Source organism: Pseudomonas sp. LBUM1668, assembly GCF_059695715.1.
Window position 1 is genome coordinate 2303849 of record NZ_CP166787.1, and the last position, 20179, is coordinate 2324027.

Below are 20179 nucleotides of genomic sequence, written 5' to 3' on the forward strand. Positions count from 1 at the left end.
GCCATGGATCGTCTGTCCGTTGTCGTCGAACCGCAGGTTGCGCAAAGCGTTGCATCCAGTTTTTCAAGTGAACAACTGTCCCAGGCCCGGGCGCGGGCCGCCAGTTCCGGCGAACGGGTGCTGGATGCGCTCGGCGTGCTCTGCGAACTGGCGCCGATGCCGTTCATTGATTGCCTCGGCGCGACCCTGCATTACCCGGTGCTCGACACCGACGGCCTGTTTGCCGCGACACCGGTGTTCGACCGGGTCACCCTCGCACAATGCCTCAAGCGTGAATTCATCCTGCTGCGCCACAACGACGAAGTCATCGGTGTGTTCGCCGACCCCTTCGATTCGGCGCGGCTGGCCTGGATCGACGACTGCCTGCACGGCGCGCCGCTGTATCTGGTGCACGCCGACGACCTCAAGGCTTATCTGGCTCGCCACGAAGAAAGCTTCCACGCCGTCGAATCGCTGAACGCCCAGGGCGACACCCACAGCGAAATCGACACCCTGCAATGCCTGTCCCTGACCAGCATCAGCGAAGACGCCAGCAGCGTGGTGAAACTGGTCAACTCGACCCTCTACGACGCGCTGAAAATGCACGCCAGTGACATCCATCTCGGCACCACCGGCCACGGCCTGGTGATCAAGTACCGCATCGACGGCGTGCTCAACAACATCAGCAAGGTTCAGGGCGCCGAGTTCGCCGAGCAGGTGATCTCGCGGGTCAAAGTCATGGCCGAACTGGATATCGGCGAGAAGCGCGTGCCGCAGGACGGTCGTTTCAAGATCGGCATCAGTGGCCGGCAGATCGATTTTCGCGTGTCGATCATGCCGAGCATCTTTGGCGAAGACGCGGTGTTGCGGGTGCTCGACAAACAGGATCTGGCCGACAAGGTCTGCGGCGTGCAATTGCAGGCGCTGGGCTTTGAAGACGAGACCCTGCGCCAGCTCCGTCGCCTCGCCGCCGAACCCTATGGCATGGTGCTGGTGACCGGCCCCACCGGCAGCGGCAAGACCACCACGCTGTACGCGATGATCACCGAGATCAACCACGGTGTGGACAAGATCATCACCATCGAAGACCCGGTCGAATACCAGTTGCCCGGCGTCCTGCAGATCCCCGTCAACGAGAAAAAAGGCCTGACCTTCGCCCGTGGTCTGCGCTCGATCCTGCGTCACGACCCGGACAAGATCATGGTCGGTGAAATCCGCGATCCGGACACCGCACAGATCGCCGTGCAATCGGCACTCACCGGCCACCTGGTGTTCACCACCATCCACGCCAACAACGTCTTCGACGTGATTGGCCGCTTCACCCAAATGGAAATCGACCCCTACAGCCTGGTCTCGGCGCTCAACGCGATTCTCGCTCAGCGCCTGATCCGACTGGTGTGCGCCAGTTGCAGCACGCCGGTCAATCCGAGCGATGAAGAACTGCGCGCCTCGGGCCTCGATCCGCAGAAAGTCGATCACTACCACTTCGTCCACGGCAAGGGCTGCGGTCATTGCCGGGGCAGCGGTTATCGCGGGCGCACGGCAATTGCCGAGCTGCTGCACCTGGACGACGAACTGCGCCAGATGATCGTCGAGCGCCAACCGATTACCAAAATCAAAGCCCTGGCTTGTGCCCGTGGTTTGCGCCTGTTGCGCGAATCGGCGCTGGAGCTGGTGGAGCAAGGTCGGACCACGCTGGAGGAGATCAATCGTGTCACTTTTATCGCGTGATCAATTTGTCGCCGTGCTCGGCGCCAGCGGTGTCGGCCTGGGGCAGCGGCGGGGTAGCGAAACCTTGTGGCTGGGCAGCGTCGGTTACATCGACGAAGGCTTCCAGAGCTACGCGGTGGCGCTGGATACCCTTGACCGTCTGCTCGGTGAACACGCCCGCGCCGGTGCCGAGTTGAGCGTGGTGATTTCCAGCCACTTCTGCCGGTTCTGCCTGGTGCCATGGAGCGCGCACATCAGTAGCCCTGAAGAACTGCGCGGCTTCGCACAACTGTGTTTCGAAGACCTGTTCGGCGCACCGACGCAAACCTGGGGGTTGGTGCTGTCCGCCGAACCGGCAGGGTGCGACCGCATCGCCAGCGCCTTGCCGCAAGACTTGCTTGATCGCCTGCGAGCCCTGGTCAGCGGTCGCCGTCTGCGCCTGCATTCGGTGCAGCCGTATCTGATGACGGCGTTCAACCGTTTCGATAAAAGCCTCGAGGCCGGCGACTTCTTGTTCGTTGTCGCCGAACCGCAGCGCAGCGTCTTGCTGCTGGCGCGGGAAGGGCGCTGGGCCGGCGTGCGCTCGGTGGGCGGCAGTGACAGCGACGCAGCGCTCAATGCCTTGATCGGCCGCGAACGGCAATTGCAGGCGTCGACCAGCGAACGCGCCTTCAACGTTTATCTGCATGCACCGGCGCGCCTCGATGCGCAGCCGCAAGTGGCGGGCGTGCAATTGCGCACCCTCGAAGACAACGCGATGACCGTGCGTGACGGCTTGTACGTCATGTCCCGGGCGGTGGCCTGACATGCGCGCCCTGAATCTCGACTTTCAGCCACGTCGCCGTTCCGGCCCGTTGGGCTGGAGCCTGCTCGGCGGCGGTGTGTTGCTGGCGCTGCTGTGTCTGGGCGTGCAACAGCATCTCGATACCCAAGCCGAACAGCAGCAAGGTCATTTGCAAACCACGCAACGCCAGCTCACCGGCGATAGTGCAAGTAAAAGTACCTTGAGCCCGGCCGAAACCCGCGAGCAAGCGCAGAACCTCGCCGAAATGCGCAAGGTCTCGCAGCAGTTGCGCCGCCCTTGGGAACGTCTGTTTGCGATGCTCGAAAGCATGCCGCGCGACGATGTTGCCTTGCTGACCCTGACCCCGGATGCCCGCAAGGGGCAAGTGCGGATCAGCGCTGAAGCACGTGATCTGCCAGCGATGCTGGATTTCCACAAGCGCCTGGAGGCCAGTGACGAGCTGTCCGACGTGTCGCTGCTCAGCCATGAAATCGTCGTCAAATCGCCGGAGCAACCGGTGCAGTTCAACCTGTCGGCGACTTGGGAGATTGGCGATGCGAATCCCTAGACTGATCGTTCACGAATATTTGCAAGGCCTCGGCCTGCCGGGCCTGGCCGGGCTGGCGCTGGTATTGATCGCGCTCGCCTGGGCACTGGGCGGCTTGCTGCCGGGCTGGCAATCGTTGCAGCACCTCAGCCAACAGACGCATGAAGCCAGTGCCTACCTGGCCAAAGTCGAGGATGGCAGCATCGCGCCGCCGGTGGTGCCGCAACGCCAACTCGATGATTTTCGCAACAAACTGCCGTCGCAGCCGCAGGCCACCGTGGCCATCGACCGCATCTACGCCCTTGCGGCGCAAGAACACATCACCCTGGCGCGCGGTGAATACGCCCTCGGCATCGATCCGAAAACCCATCTGGCGCGCTATCAGATCCTCTTGCCGGTGCGTGGCAGTTACCCGCAACTGCGCCGCTTCCTGCACGCCTTGCTCGGCCAGTTGCCGGCGGTGGTGGTGGAAGACGTCGAGTTTCAACGCAAGAAGATTGGCGACACCGACCTTAACGGCCGGATCCGTATGACCCTTTATCTGTCGAGGTCGTGATGAATACCAAGCGCGTGACGGGTTGGGTGGCGTTCTTCGGCGTGACGGCTGCGCTGGCCTGGTTGCCGGAATATTTTTCGCCGAGCGACGACGCGGATTCGACGGATGTTGCCGTGGCCACCCCGGCGAAAACCGCAGCCCGTGGCGCCTTGCCGGCAAACACCACAAAGGCCAAAACAGCAGTCATCAAGGACCTGACCCCGGCGGGCGATCTGTTCGCCGGGAAATCGTGGAAGGCCGCGCCAACCCTGGCCACGGTCACCGAAACAGCCGTCAATCTCACACCCGTGGTGCAAGCCCCGAGCCTGCCACCGGTGCCGTTTCAGTTCGTCGGCAAGCTGCATGACCGCAGCGACCTGCAAGTGTTTTTGCAGAACGGCGAAAAAATCTACGTCGTGCGCAACGGGGATGTGATCGACGACACCTGGAAGATCACCGGCATTTCCGATCTGGAACTGAGTCTGGTCTACCTGCCTTTGCATTTGTCGCAGACCTTGTCTGTGGGGAGTACGCAATGAACCGATCCCGTTTGCTGATGAGCCTTGGCCTGTGTGCCGGGCTGACGGCGTGCAGCTCCGCGCAAGTGGCCAACAAGGAAGCCGCCGACCTGATCGAACAGGGCCAGTACGAGGCGGGTCTGGCGCGGGTCGAGGAAGGTTTGCGCGAAAATCCGCGTGATACCGAACTGCACCTGTTGCTCAACAGCGGCCGAGCCAAGGCAATCACCGCACTGCTGACCTCGGGCGACACCGACCGCTCACGCCGCGATTTCGCTTCGGCCCGCACCGCTTACAGTCGCGTGCTGACCATCGAGCCGAACAACCGCCGCGCCCAGGATGCGCTGCGTCAACTCGAATACCTGCGCAGCATGGACGAGAAGCTCGAACTGGCCCGGGGTGACCTGCGTCGCGGCGACATCTACGGCGCCGACCGCCAGGTCAAACAGATCCTCGAACTCGACCCGAAAAACGACGGCGCGCTGGAGTTGCAAGGCAACATCCGTCTGGTGCAGAGCCGCAACGTGATTGCCTATCCGCAACTGCGCACCAAGCTCGACCGGCCGGTGACCCTGGAGTTTCGCGACGCCAACCTCAAGACCATTTTCGAAGTGCTGTCGCAGGTTGCCGGGTTGAATTTCATCTTCGACAAAGACCTGCGTCCCGACATGAAAGCCACAATCTTCGTGCGTGACGTGCGTATCGAAGATGCTGTGGCGTTGCTGCTGCAACAAAATCAGCTGCATCAGAAAGTGGTCAACGAAAACACCTTGCTGATCTACCCGGACTCGCCGCAGAAAGTGAAGGATTACCAGGAATTGGTGATGCGCACCTTTTACCTGACCAGCATTGACGCCAACACCGCGCTGAACATGGTCAAGACCATGCTCAAGACCCGCGACGTATTCGTCGACGAGCGCCTCAACACCCTGACCATGCGCGACACCGAAGACGCCGTGCGCATGGCCGAAAAACTTCTGCAATCGCAAGACCAGTCCAACCCGGAAGTGGTGCTCGAAGTTGAAGTGATGGAGGTTGCCACCCAGCGCATTCTCGACCTCGGCCTGCAATGGCCAAACACTTTCGGCGTGGTCAACAGCGACGGCTCGGCGGTGACGCTGCTCGATCAGCTCAAGGGCATCAACTCCAGCCGCATCAGCATCTCGCCATCGCCGCAAGCCAAGATCAACGCGCAGGACAACGACATCAATACCTTGGCAAGCCCGGTGATCCGTGTCAGCAACCGTGAACAGGCGCGTATCCACATCGGTCAGCGCGTGCCGATCATCAGTGCCACTTCGGTGCCGTCGACCCAAGGCCCGGTGATCACCGAAAGCGTCACTTATCTGGATGTCGGTCTGAAACTCGAAGTGCAGCCGACCGTGCATTTGAACAACGAAGTGGCGATCAAGATTGCCCTCGAAGTGAGCAACGCCACGCCGCTGGAACCGACCCGCCAGGGCACGATTCCGGTGCAGGTCGACACCCGCAACGCACAGACCACACTGCGCCTGCACGACGGCGAAACACAGATCCTCGCGGGGCTGATGCGCAACGACCACGGCGCGACCGGCAACAAAATTCCGGGTCTGGGCGATATTCCGGGTCTGGGCCGCTTGTTCGGTAGCAACAAGGACACCGTCGGCAAGTCGGAGCTGGTGCTGTCGATCACCCCACGGATCGTGCGCAACCTGCCGTACCAGAGCCCGTCGGACATGGAGTTCTCCACCGGCACCGAAACCAGCATGCACATTCAGGCGCCGGATCGCTCGATGCAGACCTCCACCACGCCAACGCCAGCCACACAGCCGCGCGCTGTCGGTGAGTCGGCCGTGGCGACCCGTGTCACTGTCGAGAAGCCTTGATCATGAACGCCTCTCAGCGCGGTTTTACCTTGATTGAAGTCGTGGTGACGCTGGCCCTGATTGGCTTGCTGGCGAGCATGGCCGCGCCGTTGACCGAGACCCTGGTGCGGCGTGGCAAGGAGCAGGAATTGCGCACCGCGCTGTATCAGATTCGCGATGGTATCGACGCCTACAAACGCGCATTCGATGCCGGTTACATCGAGAAGTCGCTGAACAGCAGCGGCTACCCGCCGAACCTGAAAATACTGGTCGAAGGCGTGCGCGATGTGCGCAGTGCCAAAGGCGCCAAGTTCTACTTTCTGCGCCGTATCCCGCGTGATCCGCTGGTGCCGGCCAAACGTGATGACGAAGGGGGTTGGGGCGTCCGCGCCTACAACAGTTCGGCTCAAAACCCGCGCGATGGCGAGGACGTTTTCGACGTCTACTCCGTGGCACGCGGCAAAGGCCTCAACGGCATCGCCTACCGCGAGTGGTGAACCTCATGCGCCGCGAAAAAGGTTTTACCTTGCTGGAGCTGATGGTGGTGATGGCGATTATCGCCACGCTGATGACCATTGCGCTGCCGCGCTACTTCAACAGTCTCGAGGCATCGAAGGAAACCACCTTGCGCCAAAGCCTGTCGGCGATGCGCGAAGCGCTGGACCACTTCTACGGTGACACCGGTCGTTATCCCGACTCCATCGAGCAATTGATCGAGCAACGTTACCTGCGCAACGCACCACTGGATCCGATCACCGAACGCAAAGACCAGTGGGTGCTGATCGCGCCACCGGACGGTGTGGCGGGCGGCGTGGCCGACATCAAGAGCGGTGCTACCGGGAGGGCGCGTGATGGCAGCCAATATGCCGAGTGGTAAACACGCGCAGCAGGGCGGTTTCACCTACCTGGGCGTGCTGTTTCTGATCGTCGTGATGGGCATGGGTCTGGCGAGTGCGGGCGAATTATGGTTGACCGCATCGCGCCGCGACCGCGAGAAGCAATTGCTCTGGGTCGGCACCCAGTATGCCCAGGCGCTGCGCAGCTACTACCGCAGTTCGCCGGGCCTGGCGCAGTACCCGAAAGAGCTTGCTGACCTGCTCGACGATCAGCGTTTTCCCGAAGCGCGGCATCACCTGCGTCAGCTCTATCCGGACCCGATCGGCCAAGGCGAATGGGCATTGCAGCGCGGTTTTGACGGACGCATCACCGGTCTCAACAGCCCTTCGACCGAGGTGCCAATGAAGCAATCGGGCTTCCCCACGCAGTGGTCGGATTTCGAAGGCATGCAGCGTTATTCGGACTGGCAGTTCGTCGCTGAAAAAGCCTTCCTCGACGGCACCAGTGGCCCGGCCAAGGGACAGTCGAACTTGCCGCAGGCGTTGCAACCATGACTCGCCAATGGTGGTGCGCGCTGGCCCTCACCGTGGTGGCGTGCTGCGCCCATGCCGGTGAAGAAGATGAATTGATGGGCTTCATCGTCGACGACACGATCTCGCACATCGGCCACGACTTTTATTACTCGTTCAGTGAACGCCTGCGCGACACCAGCAAGATGGATTTCAACCTGGTGGTGCGCGAGCGGCCCGACGCGCGCTGGGGCAGCCTGGTGACCGTGGAATATCAGCAACGCCTGGTTTATCGGCGCTTCCTGCCGCCGAATACCGTGGAACTGAAGGACGAGGCCTACGCGGCCGCCGACTGGGTTCGACGCCAGGTTGTCCAGCGCAAGCTGGAGGCACTGTTGCAGGACACCACCGACCTTGAGAAGGACGAATTATGAAAACCACAACGTTCTCACGGCGCAGCGGATTCTGGATCTCGGGGTTGTTGGTCGGCCTCGCCAGCGCTGCCGCCGTCCAGGCCACCGAGCTTGTCTACACGCCGGTCAATCCGTCGTTCGGCGGCAACCCGTTGAACGGCACCTGGTTGCTCAACAACGCCCAGGCGCAAAACGATCACGACGATCCGGACCTCAAGAGCCGTTCGAGCGTGGCCGGCACTTCGGCGTTGGAGCGCTTCACCAGTCAATTGCAATCGCGGCTGCTAGGGCAGTTGCTGGACAACATCTCCACCGGCAACACGGGGAGCCTGTCCACTGACTCTTTTATCGTCAACGTCATCGACGACTCCGGGGCACTGAGCATTGAAGTGACCGATCGGGTGACCGGTGAAATTTCGGAAATTCAGGTGAACGGCCTCAACCCATGACGGGCTGACGGTTCCGGGGAGTGCTGGACATGAAAAAAATAATCGCGCTAGGGCTGATGTTGGCGACATTACAAGGGTGCAGTCTGCGCGAGCCGATGTCGGCCGAGCAGGACACCGAAACCCCGACCCTGACACCACGGGCGTCGACCTACTATGACTTGCTGAAGATGCCGCGGCCCAAGGGGCGCTTGATGGCGGTGGTGTACGGTTTCCGTGATCAGACCGGGCAGTACAAGCCGACGCCGGCCAGTTCGTTTTCCACCAGCGTGACCCAGGGCGCGGCGTCGATGTTGATGGACGCGATGCAGGCCAGTGGCTGGTTTGTGGTGCTGGAGCGTGAAGGGCTGCAGAACCTGCTGACTGAGCGCAAGATCATTCGCGCGTCGCAGAAAAAGCCCAATACCCCGGTGAATATTCAGGGTGAGCTGCCACCGTTGCAGGCGGCGAACATGATGCTTGAGGGCGGGATCATCGCTTATGACACGAACGTGCGTAGCGGTGGGGAAGGGGCGCGGTATCTGGGGATTGATATTTCCCGGGAGTATCGGGTGGATCAGGTGACCGTGAATCTGCGCGCGGTGGATGTGCGTAGCGGGCAGGTGTTGTCGAATGTGATGACCAGCAAGACGATTTATTCGGTGGCGCGCAGTGCCGGGGTGTTCAAGTTTATCGAGTTCAAGAAGTTGCTTGAGGCCGAGGTGGGTTACACGACTAACGAGCCGGCGCAGCTTTGTGTGTTGTCGGCGATTGAGGCGGCGGTGGGGCATATGGTGGCCCAAGGGATCGAGCGGCGGTTGTGGCAGGTGGCGGGGGACGCTTCTGTGCCTGGGCAGGATGATGTGTTGAATCGGTATTTGAGTCAGAACAAAGTGGATCCGGAGGCTGAGGCTGACGCTGAGTGAACATGGCGGCCTTTGGGCCGACCAGGTTCTTGTTGATTGAGTACATATCCGTTGCTGCGGTAATGGCTGCTTAGGGTTTCGCCCTTACGGCGACTCACTTTTTTTACAAACGCCTAAAAAAAGTAAGCAAAAAAACGCTTGCTCCTACGTGCGGCCCGCTCGCTGAGGCTCGGGGTTCCTTCGCTCCGGGATCGATCCGGGCGCAGCGCCTACGGTTTGCTTCGCTGCACCTCCTCTCGCTGTGTTTGGCTGCGCCAAACGGTCGCTGCGCTCCCACGCCCGGATCAATCCCGGAACGAAGCCTTCCGACGTCGCTGGTGGATCAAGATCAAGAGCAGGCGAGCTGACACTCGGCCTAATGGCGGGCGCGTTTACTGTAGGAGCTGCCGAAGGCTGCGATCTTTTGCTCTTGCTCTTGCTCTTGCTCTTGCTCTTGCTCTTGCTCTTGCTCTTGCTCTTGCTCTTGCTCTTGCTCTTGCTCTTGCTCTTGCTCTTGCTCTTGCTCTTGTAGGAGTGAGCCTGCTCGCGATAGCGGCTGACCGCCGCCCCATTCCTGTCTGAATACACCGAATCCAAACTGTAGGAACCAGTCTGCAGGCAATGCCTCACCTGCAGGCGCAGGCGAGATTTTTGGGAGGGGTGACGTTAGAATGCCATCACTTTCGCAACGCAAATCAAAAGGAATGAATAAGTGCTCATATTGTTCGGGCTGGTGTTTGTGCTGACCGTCGTGTTTGCCGTTTATGGGGTGGTTGGCCTGATAGCACCGAAGGTATACAGGAACAAAAAAACCGGCAACGTCCCTGGCCGGTTGAGCAGTTTTCTGACGGGGATATTGCTGACGTCGCTGTCCTTCGCTCTTCTGACCTATCTCTCAACCCAAATTCAGCACGCCGGTAGATCTGAGGTGGTGTCCGCCAGCGCCAACCGCAACGCTGCACCTTCAGCAACCTCGTTGGGGCTGACTGCTCCCGAATTCCATGATGCGTTCAACGCTGCCATTGGCCGATACGATAAAAGTTTTAAAATCGCCGACTTTGAAGTACGGACAGGTGGAGCCCAGCCGACGTTCTTGTATCAATTGAGCAAGGATCTGCTGATGCAGGGAACCATTGATACTAATGATGCCAATGTAGATGGCGTGACCCTGATGATTTTTTCGCCGAGCGGAAGCGAGGAAGAGCAACGGCGGATATTGACCGTTTTGCTTGCGACGACTGAGGCACTCAACCCTGATATCCCGGTGGAGGAAAACAAGAAAATCGTCATGGACGTGTTCCATGACTCTATTGCGAATTTCAACTCCAAGCTGGGCGTCCAGCGGATAGTCGGCGACCTGACTTACTCATCGATCACGCTTGAATACACGGGAATGTGGTTCGTTATCACAAAGAGCAACAAGAGCTGAGTGTTCACCAGCACATAAACATCCGCGACCTTTTCATCAGGAAGTCGCGGATTACCAATATCAAATTTCCCGCTATCGCAAAGCGTTTGCCTGGCACCGCCCATCCTTTATGAATGCATCCAATCGGTGTGGGTTCTGATTTTGCTTTTCTGTCGGAGCTGCGGTGTGACGATTCGACTTGCCAGCGATGGCGGCCTGACAGCCGGCCAATTTCTTGGGGTTGTACGCATCCCTGTAGGAGCTGCCGCAGGCTGCGATCTTTTGATCTTGCTTTTGAAAAATCAAAAGATCGCAGCCTGCGGCAGCTCCTGCCTTTGCGTATTTCAATTCTGGATGTTTAACGGTGTTTCGAATTCGCGGAACCTTCCCACAATGTTTTCAGGTTGTCCGTCGGACGTCCGGTCTCTAGCCTGTGTTCGTCGCTGCCAAATCAGCGACCGGGCGTGGAAACCCGAGTAACTACAGAGCGCACAAGCGCCATTCATAACGTATCCTTGCGCACCTTCACTGTGTGCACTTTGTTATGGCGGCTGTGCGTGGGAGACCTTGTGTCTGCCGGGTTGCCTCTGTCCCGGGTTTCCAACCTGCGTACAGCTGCCACCTATTCGCTTGGAAACCGAATGGGGGCCAGCTATAACCGTCATACAGGGTAAATAATCATGAAAAAACCAACACCCAACCCGCCAGAATCCGAAACCACCCCCGACACCACATCCCCCTACGTCTCAGTCGACAGCAAGAAACTCCACGAAGCCGCCGACCGCGCCCTCGATTACTACCTCCGTCCCGACCCCGGCATCATGGCCAGCACCAACGAGCCGGAAGCCATGTACTTCGCTAACCCCAGGTACAACACCGAATCCCTGCTAGCCAACGCCAGCGAAACCCTCGGCTCGGCCAGTGAAATGCTCAACAACTTCGCTGCTTTGCTGCCGCCCTCACACCGCAAGACCGCGCTCGGTATTGCACAAGTCGTGATGCTGGGCGAACTGGCCGTCAATCAAGCCCTCGATCACGTCGAGTTGAAGGATGGCTAATTCCCCGAAGATCCAAAACGATCAGGAAGTAGAAAAGCGCCGTCTGACCTTGGAAGCGTTGGCCGATGTGGATGCTGGTCGCGTTATTGATGATCAAGCAGTGCAGGACTGGGCTGAATCTTTGAGTTGCCCGGAATCACCATCCAAGAGTCCCCCATAACTCAGGAAGGATGGGAAACAAAAAACGCGATCCTCGAAAAGGTCGCGTTTTTGTCGTTAACAAAATAATTACGTTTGATCTGCCGGCATTTTTCGGTCTGCGTTATGGATATTCCTGACGCGCATGCAAAATGCTCAAAATATTTATCCGACCCACCACTTGATAAATGATCAGGTAGTTGGGGTGCACAACCATCTCGCGAGTGCCGGGCGCTCGACCTATTCGATAGAGGTGTGGATGTTGAGCAAGGGTAACCGTAGCACCTTCGATAGCTTGGGAAAGTCTGTCAGCCGCTACTAAGTTCCGGTCACTGATGTAATCAAGGATTTTCAGGAGTTCAGCCCGAGCTTCGGGCTGCCACTCAACCTGCATCGTATTTTTTACGCTTTGCTTCCATTAGGGCACGCATCTCGACCATAACCTGATCATTTGGAATGCTCGGTCGTGGATCATTCATAGAAGCCTGCACTTTGGCGATCAACCAGCGATCATAGCTCGCAGCTTGCTCTTCAAGGTCAAGATCTGAAACGACTGGGCACAGTGGGTCGATTAAAGACGGGTCGATCATGGCACCTCCGGGTTTAATGCCTCGAAGTCTATTCGGTAAAGCATTTGCTGTCGTCGCTGGCTGGATGAATAGCACGTTGGTCAAGCTCCATGAGGATCAATTTGTCCCGAAGAATCCTAGACGCCGTACTTCCGACGGCCAACCGCCAGAAGTGGTAGGAAAACACCACCGATTTACTAAAAGCTTTCTTTTTTCTGTAGGACTCGGCTGATCTGACAAGCCTCGCGTGTGGTTACGTCAGCCTACAAAAAAACCGCGACCCCCCCCTTAACCAGAGAATCGCGGCCCATCAACACCCAACCCTTACTGCTGCAAAACACTCGCCTGGTTAGCCGACCCAAACTGCTGAATATTCGCCGTCTGCGTAACCCCACTCTGATCGACATTGGCGATGTTCCCCATCCCCCCCTGGGTCACATACGCCACGTTCATCGTATCCGCCTGCTTAACAGTGATCATGTTGTCGCTGCCATACAGCTGCGCGGTGTACGCCTGGTTGCCAGTCCCGGATTGATCAAACTCAGCACTGTTGCCGGTGCCGTTCGACGAGCCCTGCACCAGGTTGGTAGTCCCGCGCTGGTCGGCGATGAGGATGTTGTCGCTGCCGTTCTGATCAAAATACAACTCGTTGTAGGAATCAGCCTGACTGACCGTGGTTTTGTTGCCGGTGCCAGTCTGGCTAGTGTTCATGATCTGGCCGACCCCATCCTGAGTGAAGTTGGCGATGTTGCCACTGCCGGCCTGGGTGACCGTCGCGCGTTGGGCGCTGCCGAACTGGCCACCCGATTGCGGGCCTTTCCAGTTGCTGGCGTAGACCTTGTTGTCGTTGCCAACGGAGGTGGCGGTCAGCACGTGGCTGTCGCCGTTCTGGTAGGTGAAGTGCACGTTGCCGTTGCCGACTTGATAGAGCGCCAGCGTCGAGTTGACCGACTCGAACTGGTCGGCATAGATCGCGTTGGTATTGCCGATCTGGGTGACGGCGGCGTTGTTGTTTTCGCCGAAGCTTTGGTCGACCACCGTTTCGTTGCTGTCGCCGTATTGGTTGATGGTGGCTTGGCTGGCCAGTTGCGAGTCTTGCCAGACTTCGCTGCCGTTCATGTTGCCCAACTGGTTGACGGTGATGTTGCCGCCCGTGCCGTTGCGCTGGTCGGCGTAGGCGTAGTTACTTTCGCCGGCCTGGTTGATGCCGATCTGCCCGCCGTTGTGGAGGACCTGCTCGGCGGTGCCGTAGTTGGCGGTGCCGTATTGGGTGATCACTGAGCTGTTGCCCACGCCTTCGTAAAGTTGTTCGATGTTGGCTTCGTTGCCGTCGCCGAACTGCAAGGTTTTGCCTTCGCTGCCGTTCTGCGAGTCCTGATAGACGAACGAGAAGTTGCCGGTGCCTTGCTGTTGTTGCAGCGCCTGGTTGCCGGCGCCGAAGCCGAGCGACTGGCTGGCGTGGCTGGTGTTGAACGCGCCGACCTGTTGCTGGGTGATCACACCGTTGTTTTCGAACAGTTGCTCGGCGTAACCGGCGTTGTAGTCACCGACGGCATCTTGGGTGATGACGCTGGTGGCGTTGTCTTGCACGGCAGCGGCGTCGTTGCCTTGACCGAGCTGGGTCTGGGTGGCGGTGCTGAACGGGGCCTGTAGCTGTTTCACATCGGCGATGTTGGCGGTACCGGCCTGGTTCTGGGTGGAGAGGCTGTCGTCGGCCATGGCCTGGGCACTGATCATGACCAGGATCGCGGCGGTGAGGGGCGTCAATTTGAACATGATGATATCTCCAAGGGGTTGCAGTGCTTTAGCGGTATTGCTTGACCGAGACGCTCATGCCGTTGCCCGACTGGGTCACGGCGCTTTGCAGCCCCGCGCCGGCCTGGTCGATGCTGGCGTCGTTGTTGTTGCCGTTTTGCGAAATCTGCGCGCGGTTGTGGCTGCCGTTTTGCGTGATCGAAGCGGCGTTGCCGGAACCGTTCTGGGTGATCAAAGCCATCAGGTCGCTGCCTTGTTGCAGGATGTACGCCTCCTGATTGCTGCCTGACTGAACGATCCGCCCAAGCAGCGACTGACCGTTCTGAGAGAGCAGGGCGACGTTGGCCTGGCCGATCTGCTCGATCAGGGCTTGCTGGCCCACGGGGGGTGGCAGTTCGCCGAGGTCGATGCTGGTGGGCGCCAGGTCATCGTTTTCCATTAAGTCGTCGGCGCGTACACCCGCACTGGCGCACAAGGCGAGCAGGCAAAGCAGGGCGGCGGTCGGCGTGTTCATGGCGTTGTCCTGTGTTGATGTGGCCGAGCCTTTGCCCCACCCACCGGAAGGTGGGCGGGGCGCAGGGTCAGAGTGTGTTTACCGAGACCGTGCGCACGGTGCCTTGGGACGAACGGATGGTTGCGGTCGGATTAGCCGATGGCACTATCAACGTGTTCGCCAGCGTCAGCCGCCAGCGTCCGGTCAACGGCACCGTGGTCGTGCCCAGCGTTACCAGCCCGGTCGGGGTGGTGACTTGCACAGTGATGGTGTTGCCAGTGGTCACTGAAGAAGTGCCGGTGAAGTCCCAGTTGAAGCGACCGCCGGAACGCGCCTGCACGGTAGAAACGGTGACCGCGAAGTTTTCCGTCGCTGGCCGTGGCGACACTTGCACCGTGACCGTGGCCGGCGTCGACAGGGCGCCTACGCTGTCCCGGGCGATGTAGGTGAAGGTCGTGGTGAACGCCGTGGTCACGGTGGCCGGTGGGGTGTAGGTGACCACCGCGCCGTTAGTGCTGACCGTACCGCGGCCGGCGGCCGGTTGAGTCAGGCTGTTCACTGCCAGTGGTACGTTGCCTTCCGGATCGCTGTCGTTGGCGAGCACGTTGATCGGGATGGCTACCCCTAATGTGGCGATGCTGTCGGCTACGGCGGTCGGTGCCTGGTTCGGCGCGACAGTAATCGTCACGGTTGCCGGGTTGGCCGAAGCCAGGCCCTTGGCGTCCTGCGCCTTGTAGGTGAAGGTGGTGGTCAGCGGTGCATTCACTACGGCTGGCGGGGTGTAAACCACCGATGTGGTGCCGTTGAGAACGACGGTGCCTTGGCCGGCCGCCGGTTGCGTCAACGCGGTGATACCCAGCGGTGTGTCGCCGTCAGGATCGCTGTCGTTGGTCAGCAGGTTGAGGGTGACTGGCACACCGAAACTGGTGGCGCCTGCGTCAGCGACGGTCAGCGGGGCCTGGTTTTCACCGGTGTCCGGCGCATTGCCTACGACCACGACGGCTTCGGTGTCACTGCCGCCAGCGGCGGACTTCACCGTCACGGTGGCCGGTGGCTGAGTCAGGTCGGCGACGGTGATGCGTTGCAGGGTGCCGGTTTTCGACAGGCGTCCGTAGCCCTGGGCAACCATGTCCGGGATCGCCACTTCATCGGTCGATGTCGCTTCGATCAGCAGGCTGTGGTTGGCCCAGTTGTAACGTGCAGTCTGCACTTTCACCACGTCGGTAAGTTTCGCCGACACGGCGGTTGGACGGGTCGTTCCGGTCGGGTTGGTCGCGGTCACAACCACCACCGGTGGGACTGCGCCAGTACCAAGGCGTTGGCCGAAGAACAGTCCGTTGTTGTCGCCCAACAGATTGGTCTGGCATGGCGTCAGCGGCGGACCAGGGAGCAGCGCGACGCTTTCGCGAAAGCACAGGGTCGAGCTGTTATCAGCCTTGGCAAACACTTCAGCGCGCACGCCCGCGGCGGTGCGACGATAGGTGGCGCGGTCGATTTCGACCTGGGTTTGCTGACGGTTGTCGAGCACTTTGCCGGACAGGCTGAACACGGTGGACTGGATCGTCCCGGCAGGCCCGGTGATGCGCAGGAAGTTGGTGTTGAAGGGGCTGCCGGTCACCGCTTCGTTGAGGTTCGGGTCGCCGACGAAGGTTTCGGTGGCGCCGGTGTCGGGGTTCACTTCGGTGTAAGGGCCGTTGACGCTGCGCAGGAACGGCCCGATTGCGCCACCGACGGCGCCGCTGAAATTGCCCGGCGCACCAATGCCGATGTCGCGAGTGATGTTGATCGCGCGGCGGCCTGGCGTGGTGACATTGACCGTTTCGACGCCGTACGGGTGAGTGATGGTGTAGGTGCCGGCAACCGGGACGTTCACCCGGATGCGGATCCGCGCGAAGCTTTGCTGATCACCGTCCGCCGGATTTTCCGAGGCGAACGCCGCTTCGATCCCGGCCACGTAGGCGTCCACGCCATAACCGGCGCCATTGTCGGCGATGGTGGTTTCGGCGAGAAACCAGAACGCTTCCGGCGGCCAGTTATCGGGGAAGATCATCGGCTGGGCATCGTCGTAGATACCCGGCTCAGCCAGCAGAATGCACATGTACGACGGTGGGTTGCTGGCCGGTACCCGCGAGCTGGCAGCGCGCGACTGGCAAAGCTCCATCGAGAGCTGGTTTTCGTCCTGATACCACATCGGGAATTTCCCGGTGGCGAAGGTGTAGGGGCCTGGGTCGACGGCGGCCAGTTGCGCGTACGCACTGCCGGTCAGTGAAAGAGCAAGCCCGAGCGCGTTGAGCGCGAAGCGTGGCCACTTGTTCATGATGCCTCCTGATACGGATCTGGGCATGTGAGCGTTCATTGCACGATGACCACTTCTTCGGTATCGCTGCCGCCGTTGGACGACGTCACCAACACCCTGGACGGTGGAATCGGCGAGATCCCGGTGGCCAGGGTTTTCACCGCGCCGTCGCCGCCCAGCGCACCGATGGCGGCGCCGCTGCCGGAGGTGGCGGTGAGTACGGGTGGCGACGTTTCGTCACTGGTCGAAGCGACCACGGTCAGTTGCCCGGAGCTCAGGCTGTACTGGGCGCTCTGGATAATCACCAGATCGGTCAGGACCATCGGCAGGGTGGTCGGCGTGCTGCTGGCGATGGCCAGGTGGTTGTCGGCGGTCACTTGCAAGGTGGTCGGCAAGGTCGGGTTGAGCGAAGATTGCGCGTACCAGCTGCCGGTGCTGTTGGCTTCGGTCATGTTCAGCACTGGGGTGCTGCTGGTGATTGCTGCGGTGCCGGGAGCTGGCGGTGCGAGGACAAACACGTCTTGCTGGGCCACGGGTGCGCTTTCACCGGCCTTGCGCGAATAGGTGCTGCGCTGTGGGATCATTGGCGTTGGTCGCACCACGGTCGACAGCTTGCCGGAGACGGCAAACGTGGTCGTGCGCAAATCCAGACCGTTAGGCCCTTCGATCCGTACGTAATTGGTGTTGAACGGGCTGCCGGTGACCGCTTCGCTGAGGTTCGGGTCGCCAACGAATTGTTCGGCGGCGCCGGTCAGCGGATTGGTCTCGGTGTACGGCCCGTTGACGCTGCGCAGGAACGGGCCGATGTCGCCCTTGAGCGCGCCATCATAGGTTTTCGGCGAGCCGATGCCGATGTCGCGGGTCATGTTGATCGCACGCCGGCCGGGGGCGTCGATGTTGAACACATCGACGCCGTAGGGGTGGGTGATCACGTAGGTGCCGGCGGTCGGCACATCGACGCGAATGCGGATTCGCGCGAAGCTGACCTGATCGCCTTCGACGGGTTCTTCAGCGGCGAACGCGGCTTCGATGGCGCTCACGTAACCGAGGTCAATCCCGCGTGCCGCATCGACCAGTGCAGTTTCACCGGTGAACCAGAACGCTTCATCGGGAAAGTTGGTGGGGAAGACAATCGGCTGCGCGTCATCGAACACACCGGGGGTCGGCAGCAGCGAGCACATGTACGAAGGCGCGCCGGGTGCGCTGGGCACCCGGGAACTGAGCGCTTTGGACAGGCACAGCTCCAGCGTGCGACCGTGGGTGTCTTGATACCAACTGGCGAAACCGCCGGTGGCCGGGGCGTATGGGCCGGGGTCAACAGCAAACAAGGCGGCCTGGGCAATGCCCTGGGCCAATGCGCTCACGACCAGGACGGTCGCGGTTTTGGACAGTAAAGGGTGCATGAGTTAAGCCCTCTATCGAAGTACCTGCCCCTTGGGGGTGGGTCAGTTGCAGAGGGCCTGTACACCTTCCATGCCAAGGTCTGGCGAATGGGCTTGAAAGGCTCGGTTTAGAGGGGTTTGTCAATAAGCGGCCGGGCGATACAGCATTCGGGGGATAGGGCATGAGTCCCCAGCATTGGGGCCGGTGGGGCACCCCTGTAGGAGCTGCCGAAGGCTGCGATCTTTTGATTGTGAAGATCAAAGGATCGCAGCCTCGTTTCACTCGACAGCTCCTACAGAAGGTTTTTGGTTGATCGGGAAATTGGGGCCCCCGCATCCGGGCAAACACCCAACCGTGGGCTATAACCCTATAGGGAAGTTTCGGGAAGTCGCCGCCATGAACATGCAGTCGAAATCACTTCCAGTCGATGAGAGCAGCCTGCGGCTGGGCTCGCGCAAGCAGCCGTTCAATCTGTTGCGCTGGTTTTCGTTGATCAGCATGGCGGTGATCGGCACAGTCGCCGTCGCGCTCGGAGCGGTGTCGACGCGATTTGTGATTGAGGAGAGCGTGCAGCGCGATGCATTGCTGACGGCTCAGTTCATTCAGGCCATCGCTTCGGCCGAGGTGCGCCACGTTGCGATTCCCAATGTGCGGACCATGGGCGAATTGCTCGATCCGCGTCAGGACAAGGATTTTCCAGACGTCAATCCGCAAGCCCGGGCCGATGCGCGGGGCGAGTTTCTCGATCACATCGAGCATTTGCCGGATGTGATTCTCGCCAATATTTACGCGCCCGACCGGCGAGTGATCTGGTCAACCAACCGCGAGCTGATCGGCACCAGCATTCATGCCGATGAAGACCTCGATCGGGCCTTCAACGAGAAGATTCCGGTGTCGGCCAGTTACCACGACGTCGACAAGGACCGCGCCGAGCAGAAATTCCTGGTTCCGCCGCAGTACATCTTCATCGAGAACTACATCCCGCTGTTCGACGCCGAAGGCAAAAATGTCACGGCGATGGTCGAGATCTACAAGGAACCCAAGGACCTGATCGCCCGCATGGAGCGCGGCATGGTGCTGATCTGGCTGGCCACGGCGCTTGGCGGCGGGCTGATTTACCTGGGTTTGTACTGGATCGTGCGGCGCGCGGCGATATTGTTGGCGGCGCAGCAAAAGCAACTGATCGCCAACGAAACCTTTGTCGCGCTGGGCGAGATGTCCTCGGCAGTAGCGCACAGTCTGCGTAACCCCCTGGCGACCATCCGCTCCAGTGCCGAGCTGGCGCTGGAGTTCGATGCCGGGCCGGCGGAGAAAAACATCAAGGACATCATCGGCCAGGTCGACCGCATGTCGCAGTGGGTGCGTGAGCTGCTGCAATCCCTGCGCCCGCTCAACGATGATCCTGAGCCGGTAAACCTGGTGGCCGCGCTGTACGAAAGTCTGGTCGCCTTCGAACAGCAGATCGCCAAAAACCAGGTACACGTGGCGTTTCATCCGCAGAACACGCCGATGGTGCTCAGCCAGCCGGTGCAACTGACGCAGATCCTCAACAGCCTGCTGGCCAATGCCCTGGAAGCGATGGACAAGGGCGGAACGCTGACCATCAGCCTCGAACCTGCCGACAACCGCAGCGTCTGCGTGGTGCTCAGCGACACGGGCAAAGGCATGAACGAAGAACAACGCAGCCTGGCCTTCCGTCCGTTCTTCACCACCAAACAGGGTGGGCTCGGCGTTGGCCTGGTACTGGTCAAACGGATCATGGAGCGCTTCGGCGGCGGCGTGACCCTCGACAGCCGCGAAGGTGAGGGCACCACCGTGCGACTGGCGTTCCAGCTCATCCATTAACGCCCATCGGGTGCTTGTCGGGTTGCCCCCGCGGGTGGCGATGAAGTGGGCAGATCTGCTTTCTCGACACTTGCCCCACTATCGGGTGATCGTCCCCATTCGTCGCGTGGCGAAATTGGGTCCGTTCCGCTAACTTAATGTTTTATAAGCAATTACTGAAGTGGCGAGTTAGTTGCAAGGCGTCATTAACGCAATCTCGGCCCGGTGCGCAGCCAATAGCGGCAAAAT

At 60.3% G+C, this 20179-nt stretch carries 22 protein-coding genes and 1 pseudogene; 16 read left to right on the plus strand and 7 right to left on the minus strand.

The features are described 5' to 3' along the window. Nucleotides 1-3 precede the first annotated feature (3 nt). Genes ACA061_RS10350 through ACA061_RS10405 form a run of 12 tightly spaced genes read left to right on the plus strand, consistent with a single transcriptional unit; the run spans nucleotide 4 to nucleotide 9027 of the window. Nucleotides 4-1710 (plus strand): GspE/PulE family protein, encoded by a 1707-nt coding sequence (locus ACA061_RS10350; protein WP_497301402.1) that lies wholly within the window; start codon nucleotides 4-6, stop codon nucleotides 1708-1710. Beyond that, nucleotides 1691-2494 (plus strand): hypothetical protein, encoded by an 804-nt coding sequence (locus tag ACA061_RS10355; RefSeq protein WP_150602303.1) that lies wholly within the window; start codon nucleotides 1691-1693, stop codon nucleotides 2492-2494. The genes ACA061_RS10350 and ACA061_RS10355 overlap by 20 nt, the downstream gene beginning before the upstream one ends. 1 nt (nucleotide 2495) lies before the next feature. After that, entirely contained in the window at nucleotides 2496-3041 is a 546-nt protein-coding gene (locus ACA061_RS10360; RefSeq protein WP_150616546.1) for a PilN domain-containing protein, read from the plus strand. Beyond that, nucleotides 3028-3576: a GspMb/PilO family protein gene (locus ACA061_RS10365; RefSeq protein ID WP_497301403.1), complete on the plus strand. Its 549-nt coding sequence runs from the start codon at nucleotides 3028-3030 to the stop codon at nucleotides 3574-3576. Before ACA061_RS10360 ends, ACA061_RS10365 begins: the two co-directional genes overlap by 14 nt. Next, nucleotides 3576-4094, plus strand: a complete 519-nt coding sequence (locus ACA061_RS10370) for a hypothetical protein (RefSeq protein ID WP_497301405.1) — start codon at nucleotides 3576-3578, stop codon at nucleotides 4092-4094. Before ACA061_RS10365 ends, ACA061_RS10370 begins: the two co-directional genes overlap by 1 nt. Continuing rightward, nucleotides 4091-5938, plus strand: coding sequence for a secretin GspD/PilQ domain-containing protein (locus ACA061_RS10375; protein ID WP_150616543.1), 1848 nt, complete (start codon nucleotides 4091-4093; stop codon nucleotides 5936-5938). The genes ACA061_RS10370 and ACA061_RS10375 overlap by 4 nt, the downstream gene beginning before the upstream one ends. A gap of 2 nt (nucleotides 5939-5940) precedes the next feature. Continuing rightward, nucleotides 5941-6414, plus strand: a complete 474-nt coding sequence (locus tag ACA061_RS10380) for a type II secretion system protein (RefSeq protein WP_150602298.1) — start codon at nucleotides 5941-5943, stop codon at nucleotides 6412-6414. Between the two features lie 5 nt (nucleotides 6415-6419). Beyond that, entirely contained in the window at nucleotides 6420-6794 is a 375-nt protein-coding gene (locus ACA061_RS10385) for a type II secretion system protein (protein WP_150594830.1), read from the plus strand. Beyond that, nucleotides 6769-7308, plus strand: coding sequence for a type II secretion system protein (locus tag ACA061_RS10390; RefSeq protein WP_497301407.1), 540 nt, complete (start codon nucleotides 6769-6771; stop codon nucleotides 7306-7308). The genes ACA061_RS10385 and ACA061_RS10390 overlap by 26 nt, the downstream gene beginning before the upstream one ends. After that, entirely contained in the window at nucleotides 7305-7697 is a 393-nt protein-coding gene (gene csgE, locus ACA061_RS10395; protein ID WP_150602296.1) for a curli production assembly/transport protein CsgE, read from the plus strand. Before ACA061_RS10390 ends, csgE begins: the two co-directional genes overlap by 4 nt. Continuing rightward, on the plus strand, nucleotides 7694-8125 hold the full coding sequence (locus ACA061_RS10400; protein ID WP_150602295.1) for a curli assembly protein CsgF: 432 nt from the start codon (nucleotides 7694-7696) through the stop codon (nucleotides 8123-8125). Before csgE ends, ACA061_RS10400 begins: the two co-directional genes overlap by 4 nt. A gap of 29 nt (nucleotides 8126-8154) precedes the next feature. Next, nucleotides 8155-9027, plus strand: coding sequence for a CsgG/HfaB family protein (locus tag ACA061_RS10405; RefSeq protein ID WP_497301409.1), 873 nt, complete (start codon nucleotides 8155-8157; stop codon nucleotides 9025-9027). 355 nt (nucleotides 9028-9382) lie between these two features. Here ACA061_RS10405 and ACA061_RS10410 read toward each other — a convergent pair whose 3' ends face one another. Further along, the gene (locus ACA061_RS10410; RefSeq protein ID WP_497301412.1) at nucleotides 9383-9628 is read right to left on the minus strand and encodes a hypothetical protein; all 246 of its coding nucleotides are present in this window, start codon (nucleotides 9626-9628) and stop codon (nucleotides 9383-9385) included. A 90-nt stretch (nucleotides 9629-9718) separates the two neighbouring features. Here ACA061_RS10410 and ACA061_RS10415 point away from each other — a divergent pair, with 90 nt between their 5' ends. The 3 genes and pseudogenes from ACA061_RS10415 to ACA061_RS10425 form a co-directional block, all read left to right on the plus strand. Continuing rightward, nucleotides 9719-10435 carry a hypothetical protein gene (locus ACA061_RS10415; RefSeq protein ID WP_150616540.1) on the plus strand — a complete coding sequence of 239 codons (717 nt, stop codon included), beginning with the start codon at nucleotides 9719-9721 and terminating at the stop codon, nucleotides 10433-10435. A 659-nt stretch (nucleotides 10436-11094) separates the two neighbouring features. After that, nucleotides 11095-11472, plus strand: coding sequence for a DUF6124 family protein (locus ACA061_RS10420; RefSeq protein ID WP_497301414.1), 378 nt, complete (start codon nucleotides 11095-11097; stop codon nucleotides 11470-11472). A gap of 19 nt (nucleotides 11473-11491) precedes the next feature. Then, nucleotides 11492-11632: pseudogene (locus ACA061_RS10425) on the plus strand (CopG family transcriptional regulator); the annotation flags it as partial. Between the two features lie 102 nt (nucleotides 11633-11734). Here ACA061_RS10425 and ACA061_RS10430 read toward each other — a convergent pair. The 6 genes from ACA061_RS10430 to ACA061_RS10455 all read right to left on the minus strand — a co-directional run bounded on the left by ACA061_RS10430 (nucleotide 11735) and on the right by ACA061_RS10455 (nucleotide 18126). Continuing rightward, nucleotides 11735-12004, minus strand: a complete 270-nt coding sequence (locus ACA061_RS10430; protein ID WP_150602292.1) for a type II toxin-antitoxin system RelE/ParE family toxin — start codon at nucleotides 12002-12004, stop codon at nucleotides 11735-11737. Further along, the gene (relB, locus tag ACA061_RS10435; protein ID WP_150594836.1) at nucleotides 11994-12200 is read right to left on the minus strand and encodes a type II toxin-antitoxin system RelB family antitoxin; all 207 of its coding nucleotides are present in this window, start codon (nucleotides 12198-12200) and stop codon (nucleotides 11994-11996) included. The genes ACA061_RS10430 and relB overlap by 11 nt, the downstream gene beginning before the upstream one ends. A 303-nt stretch (nucleotides 12201-12503) precedes the next feature. Further along, entirely contained in the window at nucleotides 12504-13955 is a 1452-nt protein-coding gene (locus ACA061_RS10440; RefSeq protein ID WP_497301415.1) for a curlin, read from the minus strand. A gap of 28 nt (nucleotides 13956-13983) precedes the next feature. Next, nucleotides 13984-14448, minus strand: a complete 465-nt coding sequence (locus tag ACA061_RS10445; RefSeq protein WP_150602290.1) for a curlin — start codon at nucleotides 14446-14448, stop codon at nucleotides 13984-13986. Nucleotides 14449-14515: 67 nt separating this feature from the next. Next, nucleotides 14516-16744: an Ig-like domain-containing protein gene (locus ACA061_RS10450; RefSeq protein ID WP_497301417.1), complete on the minus strand. Its 2229-nt coding sequence runs from the start codon at nucleotides 16742-16744 to the stop codon at nucleotides 14516-14518. 35 nt (nucleotides 16745-16779) lie between these two features. Next, a complete protein-coding gene (locus tag ACA061_RS10455; RefSeq protein WP_497301419.1) occupies nucleotides 16780-18126 on the minus strand; it encodes a hypothetical protein in 1347 nt (448 codons plus the stop codon). A gap of 376 nt (nucleotides 18127-18502) precedes the next feature. Here ACA061_RS10455 and ACA061_RS10460 point away from each other — a divergent pair, with 376 nt between their 5' ends. Next, the gene (locus tag ACA061_RS10460; RefSeq protein WP_497301420.1) at nucleotides 18503-19951 is read left to right on the plus strand and encodes a sensor histidine kinase; all 1449 of its coding nucleotides are present in this window, start codon (nucleotides 18503-18505) and stop codon (nucleotides 19949-19951) included. The last annotated feature ends 228 nt before the right edge of the window (nucleotides 19952-20179 follow it).

Excerpts from the sequence above, each read along its gene's own strand:
- ACA061_RS10350 (WP_497301402.1), top strand. The coding sequence starts at position 4 with ATGGATCGTCTGTCCGTTGTCGTCGAACCGCAGGTTGCGCAAAGCGTT.
- ACA061_RS10360 (WP_150616546.1), top strand. The coding sequence starts at position 2,496 with ATGCGCGCCCTGAATCTCGACTTTCAGCCACGTCGCCGTTCCGGCCCG.
- ACA061_RS10365 (WP_497301403.1), top strand. The coding sequence starts at position 3,028 with ATGCGAATCCCTAGACTGATCGTTCACGAATATTTGCAAGGCCTCGGC.
- ACA061_RS10370 (WP_497301405.1), top strand. The coding sequence starts at position 3,576 with ATGAATACCAAGCGCGTGACGGGTTGGGTGGCGTTCTTCGGCGTGACG.
- ACA061_RS10375 (WP_150616543.1), top strand. The coding sequence starts at position 4,091 with ATGAACCGATCCCGTTTGCTGATGAGCCTTGGCCTGTGTGCCGGGCTG.
- ACA061_RS10380 (WP_150602298.1), top strand. The coding sequence starts at position 5,941 with ATGAACGCCTCTCAGCGCGGTTTTACCTTGATTGAAGTCGTGGTGACG.
- ACA061_RS10385 (WP_150594830.1), top strand. The coding sequence starts at position 6,420 with ATGCGCCGCGAAAAAGGTTTTACCTTGCTGGAGCTGATGGTGGTGATG.
- ACA061_RS10390 (WP_497301407.1), top strand. The coding sequence starts at position 6,769 with ATGGCAGCCAATATGCCGAGTGGTAAACACGCGCAGCAGGGCGGTTTC.
- csgE (WP_150602296.1), top strand. The coding sequence starts at position 7,305 with ATGACTCGCCAATGGTGGTGCGCGCTGGCCCTCACCGTGGTGGCGTGC.
- ACA061_RS10400 (WP_150602295.1), top strand. The coding sequence starts at position 7,694 with ATGAAAACCACAACGTTCTCACGGCGCAGCGGATTCTGGATCTCGGGG.
- ACA061_RS10405 (WP_497301409.1), top strand. The coding sequence starts at position 8,155 with ATGAAAAAAATAATCGCGCTAGGGCTGATGTTGGCGACATTACAAGGG.
- ACA061_RS10420 (WP_497301414.1), top strand. The coding sequence starts at position 11,095 with ATGAAAAAACCAACACCCAACCCGCCAGAATCCGAAACCACCCCCGAC.
- ACA061_RS10430 (WP_150602292.1), bottom strand. The coding sequence starts at position 12,004 with ATGCAGGTTGAGTGGCAGCCCGAAGCTCGGGCTGAACTCCTGAAAATC.
- relB (WP_150594836.1), bottom strand. The coding sequence starts at position 12,200 with ATGATCGACCCGTCTTTAATCGACCCACTGTGCCCAGTCGTTTCAGAT.
- ACA061_RS10440 (WP_497301415.1), bottom strand. The coding sequence starts at position 13,955 with ATGTTCAAATTGACGCCCCTCACCGCCGCGATCCTGGTCATGATCAGT.
- ACA061_RS10445 (WP_150602290.1), bottom strand. The coding sequence starts at position 14,448 with ATGAACACGCCGACCGCCGCCCTGCTTTGCCTGCTCGCCTTGTGCGCC.
- ACA061_RS10450 (WP_497301417.1), bottom strand. The coding sequence starts at position 16,744 with ATGAACAAGTGGCCACGCTTCGCGCTCAACGCGCTCGGGCTTGCTCTT.
- ACA061_RS10455 (WP_497301419.1), bottom strand. The coding sequence starts at position 18,126 with ATGCACCCTTTACTGTCCAAAACCGCGACCGTCCTGGTCGTGAGCGCA.
- ACA061_RS10460 (WP_497301420.1), top strand. The coding sequence starts at position 18,503 with ATGAACATGCAGTCGAAATCACTTCCAGTCGATGAGAGCAGCCTGCGG.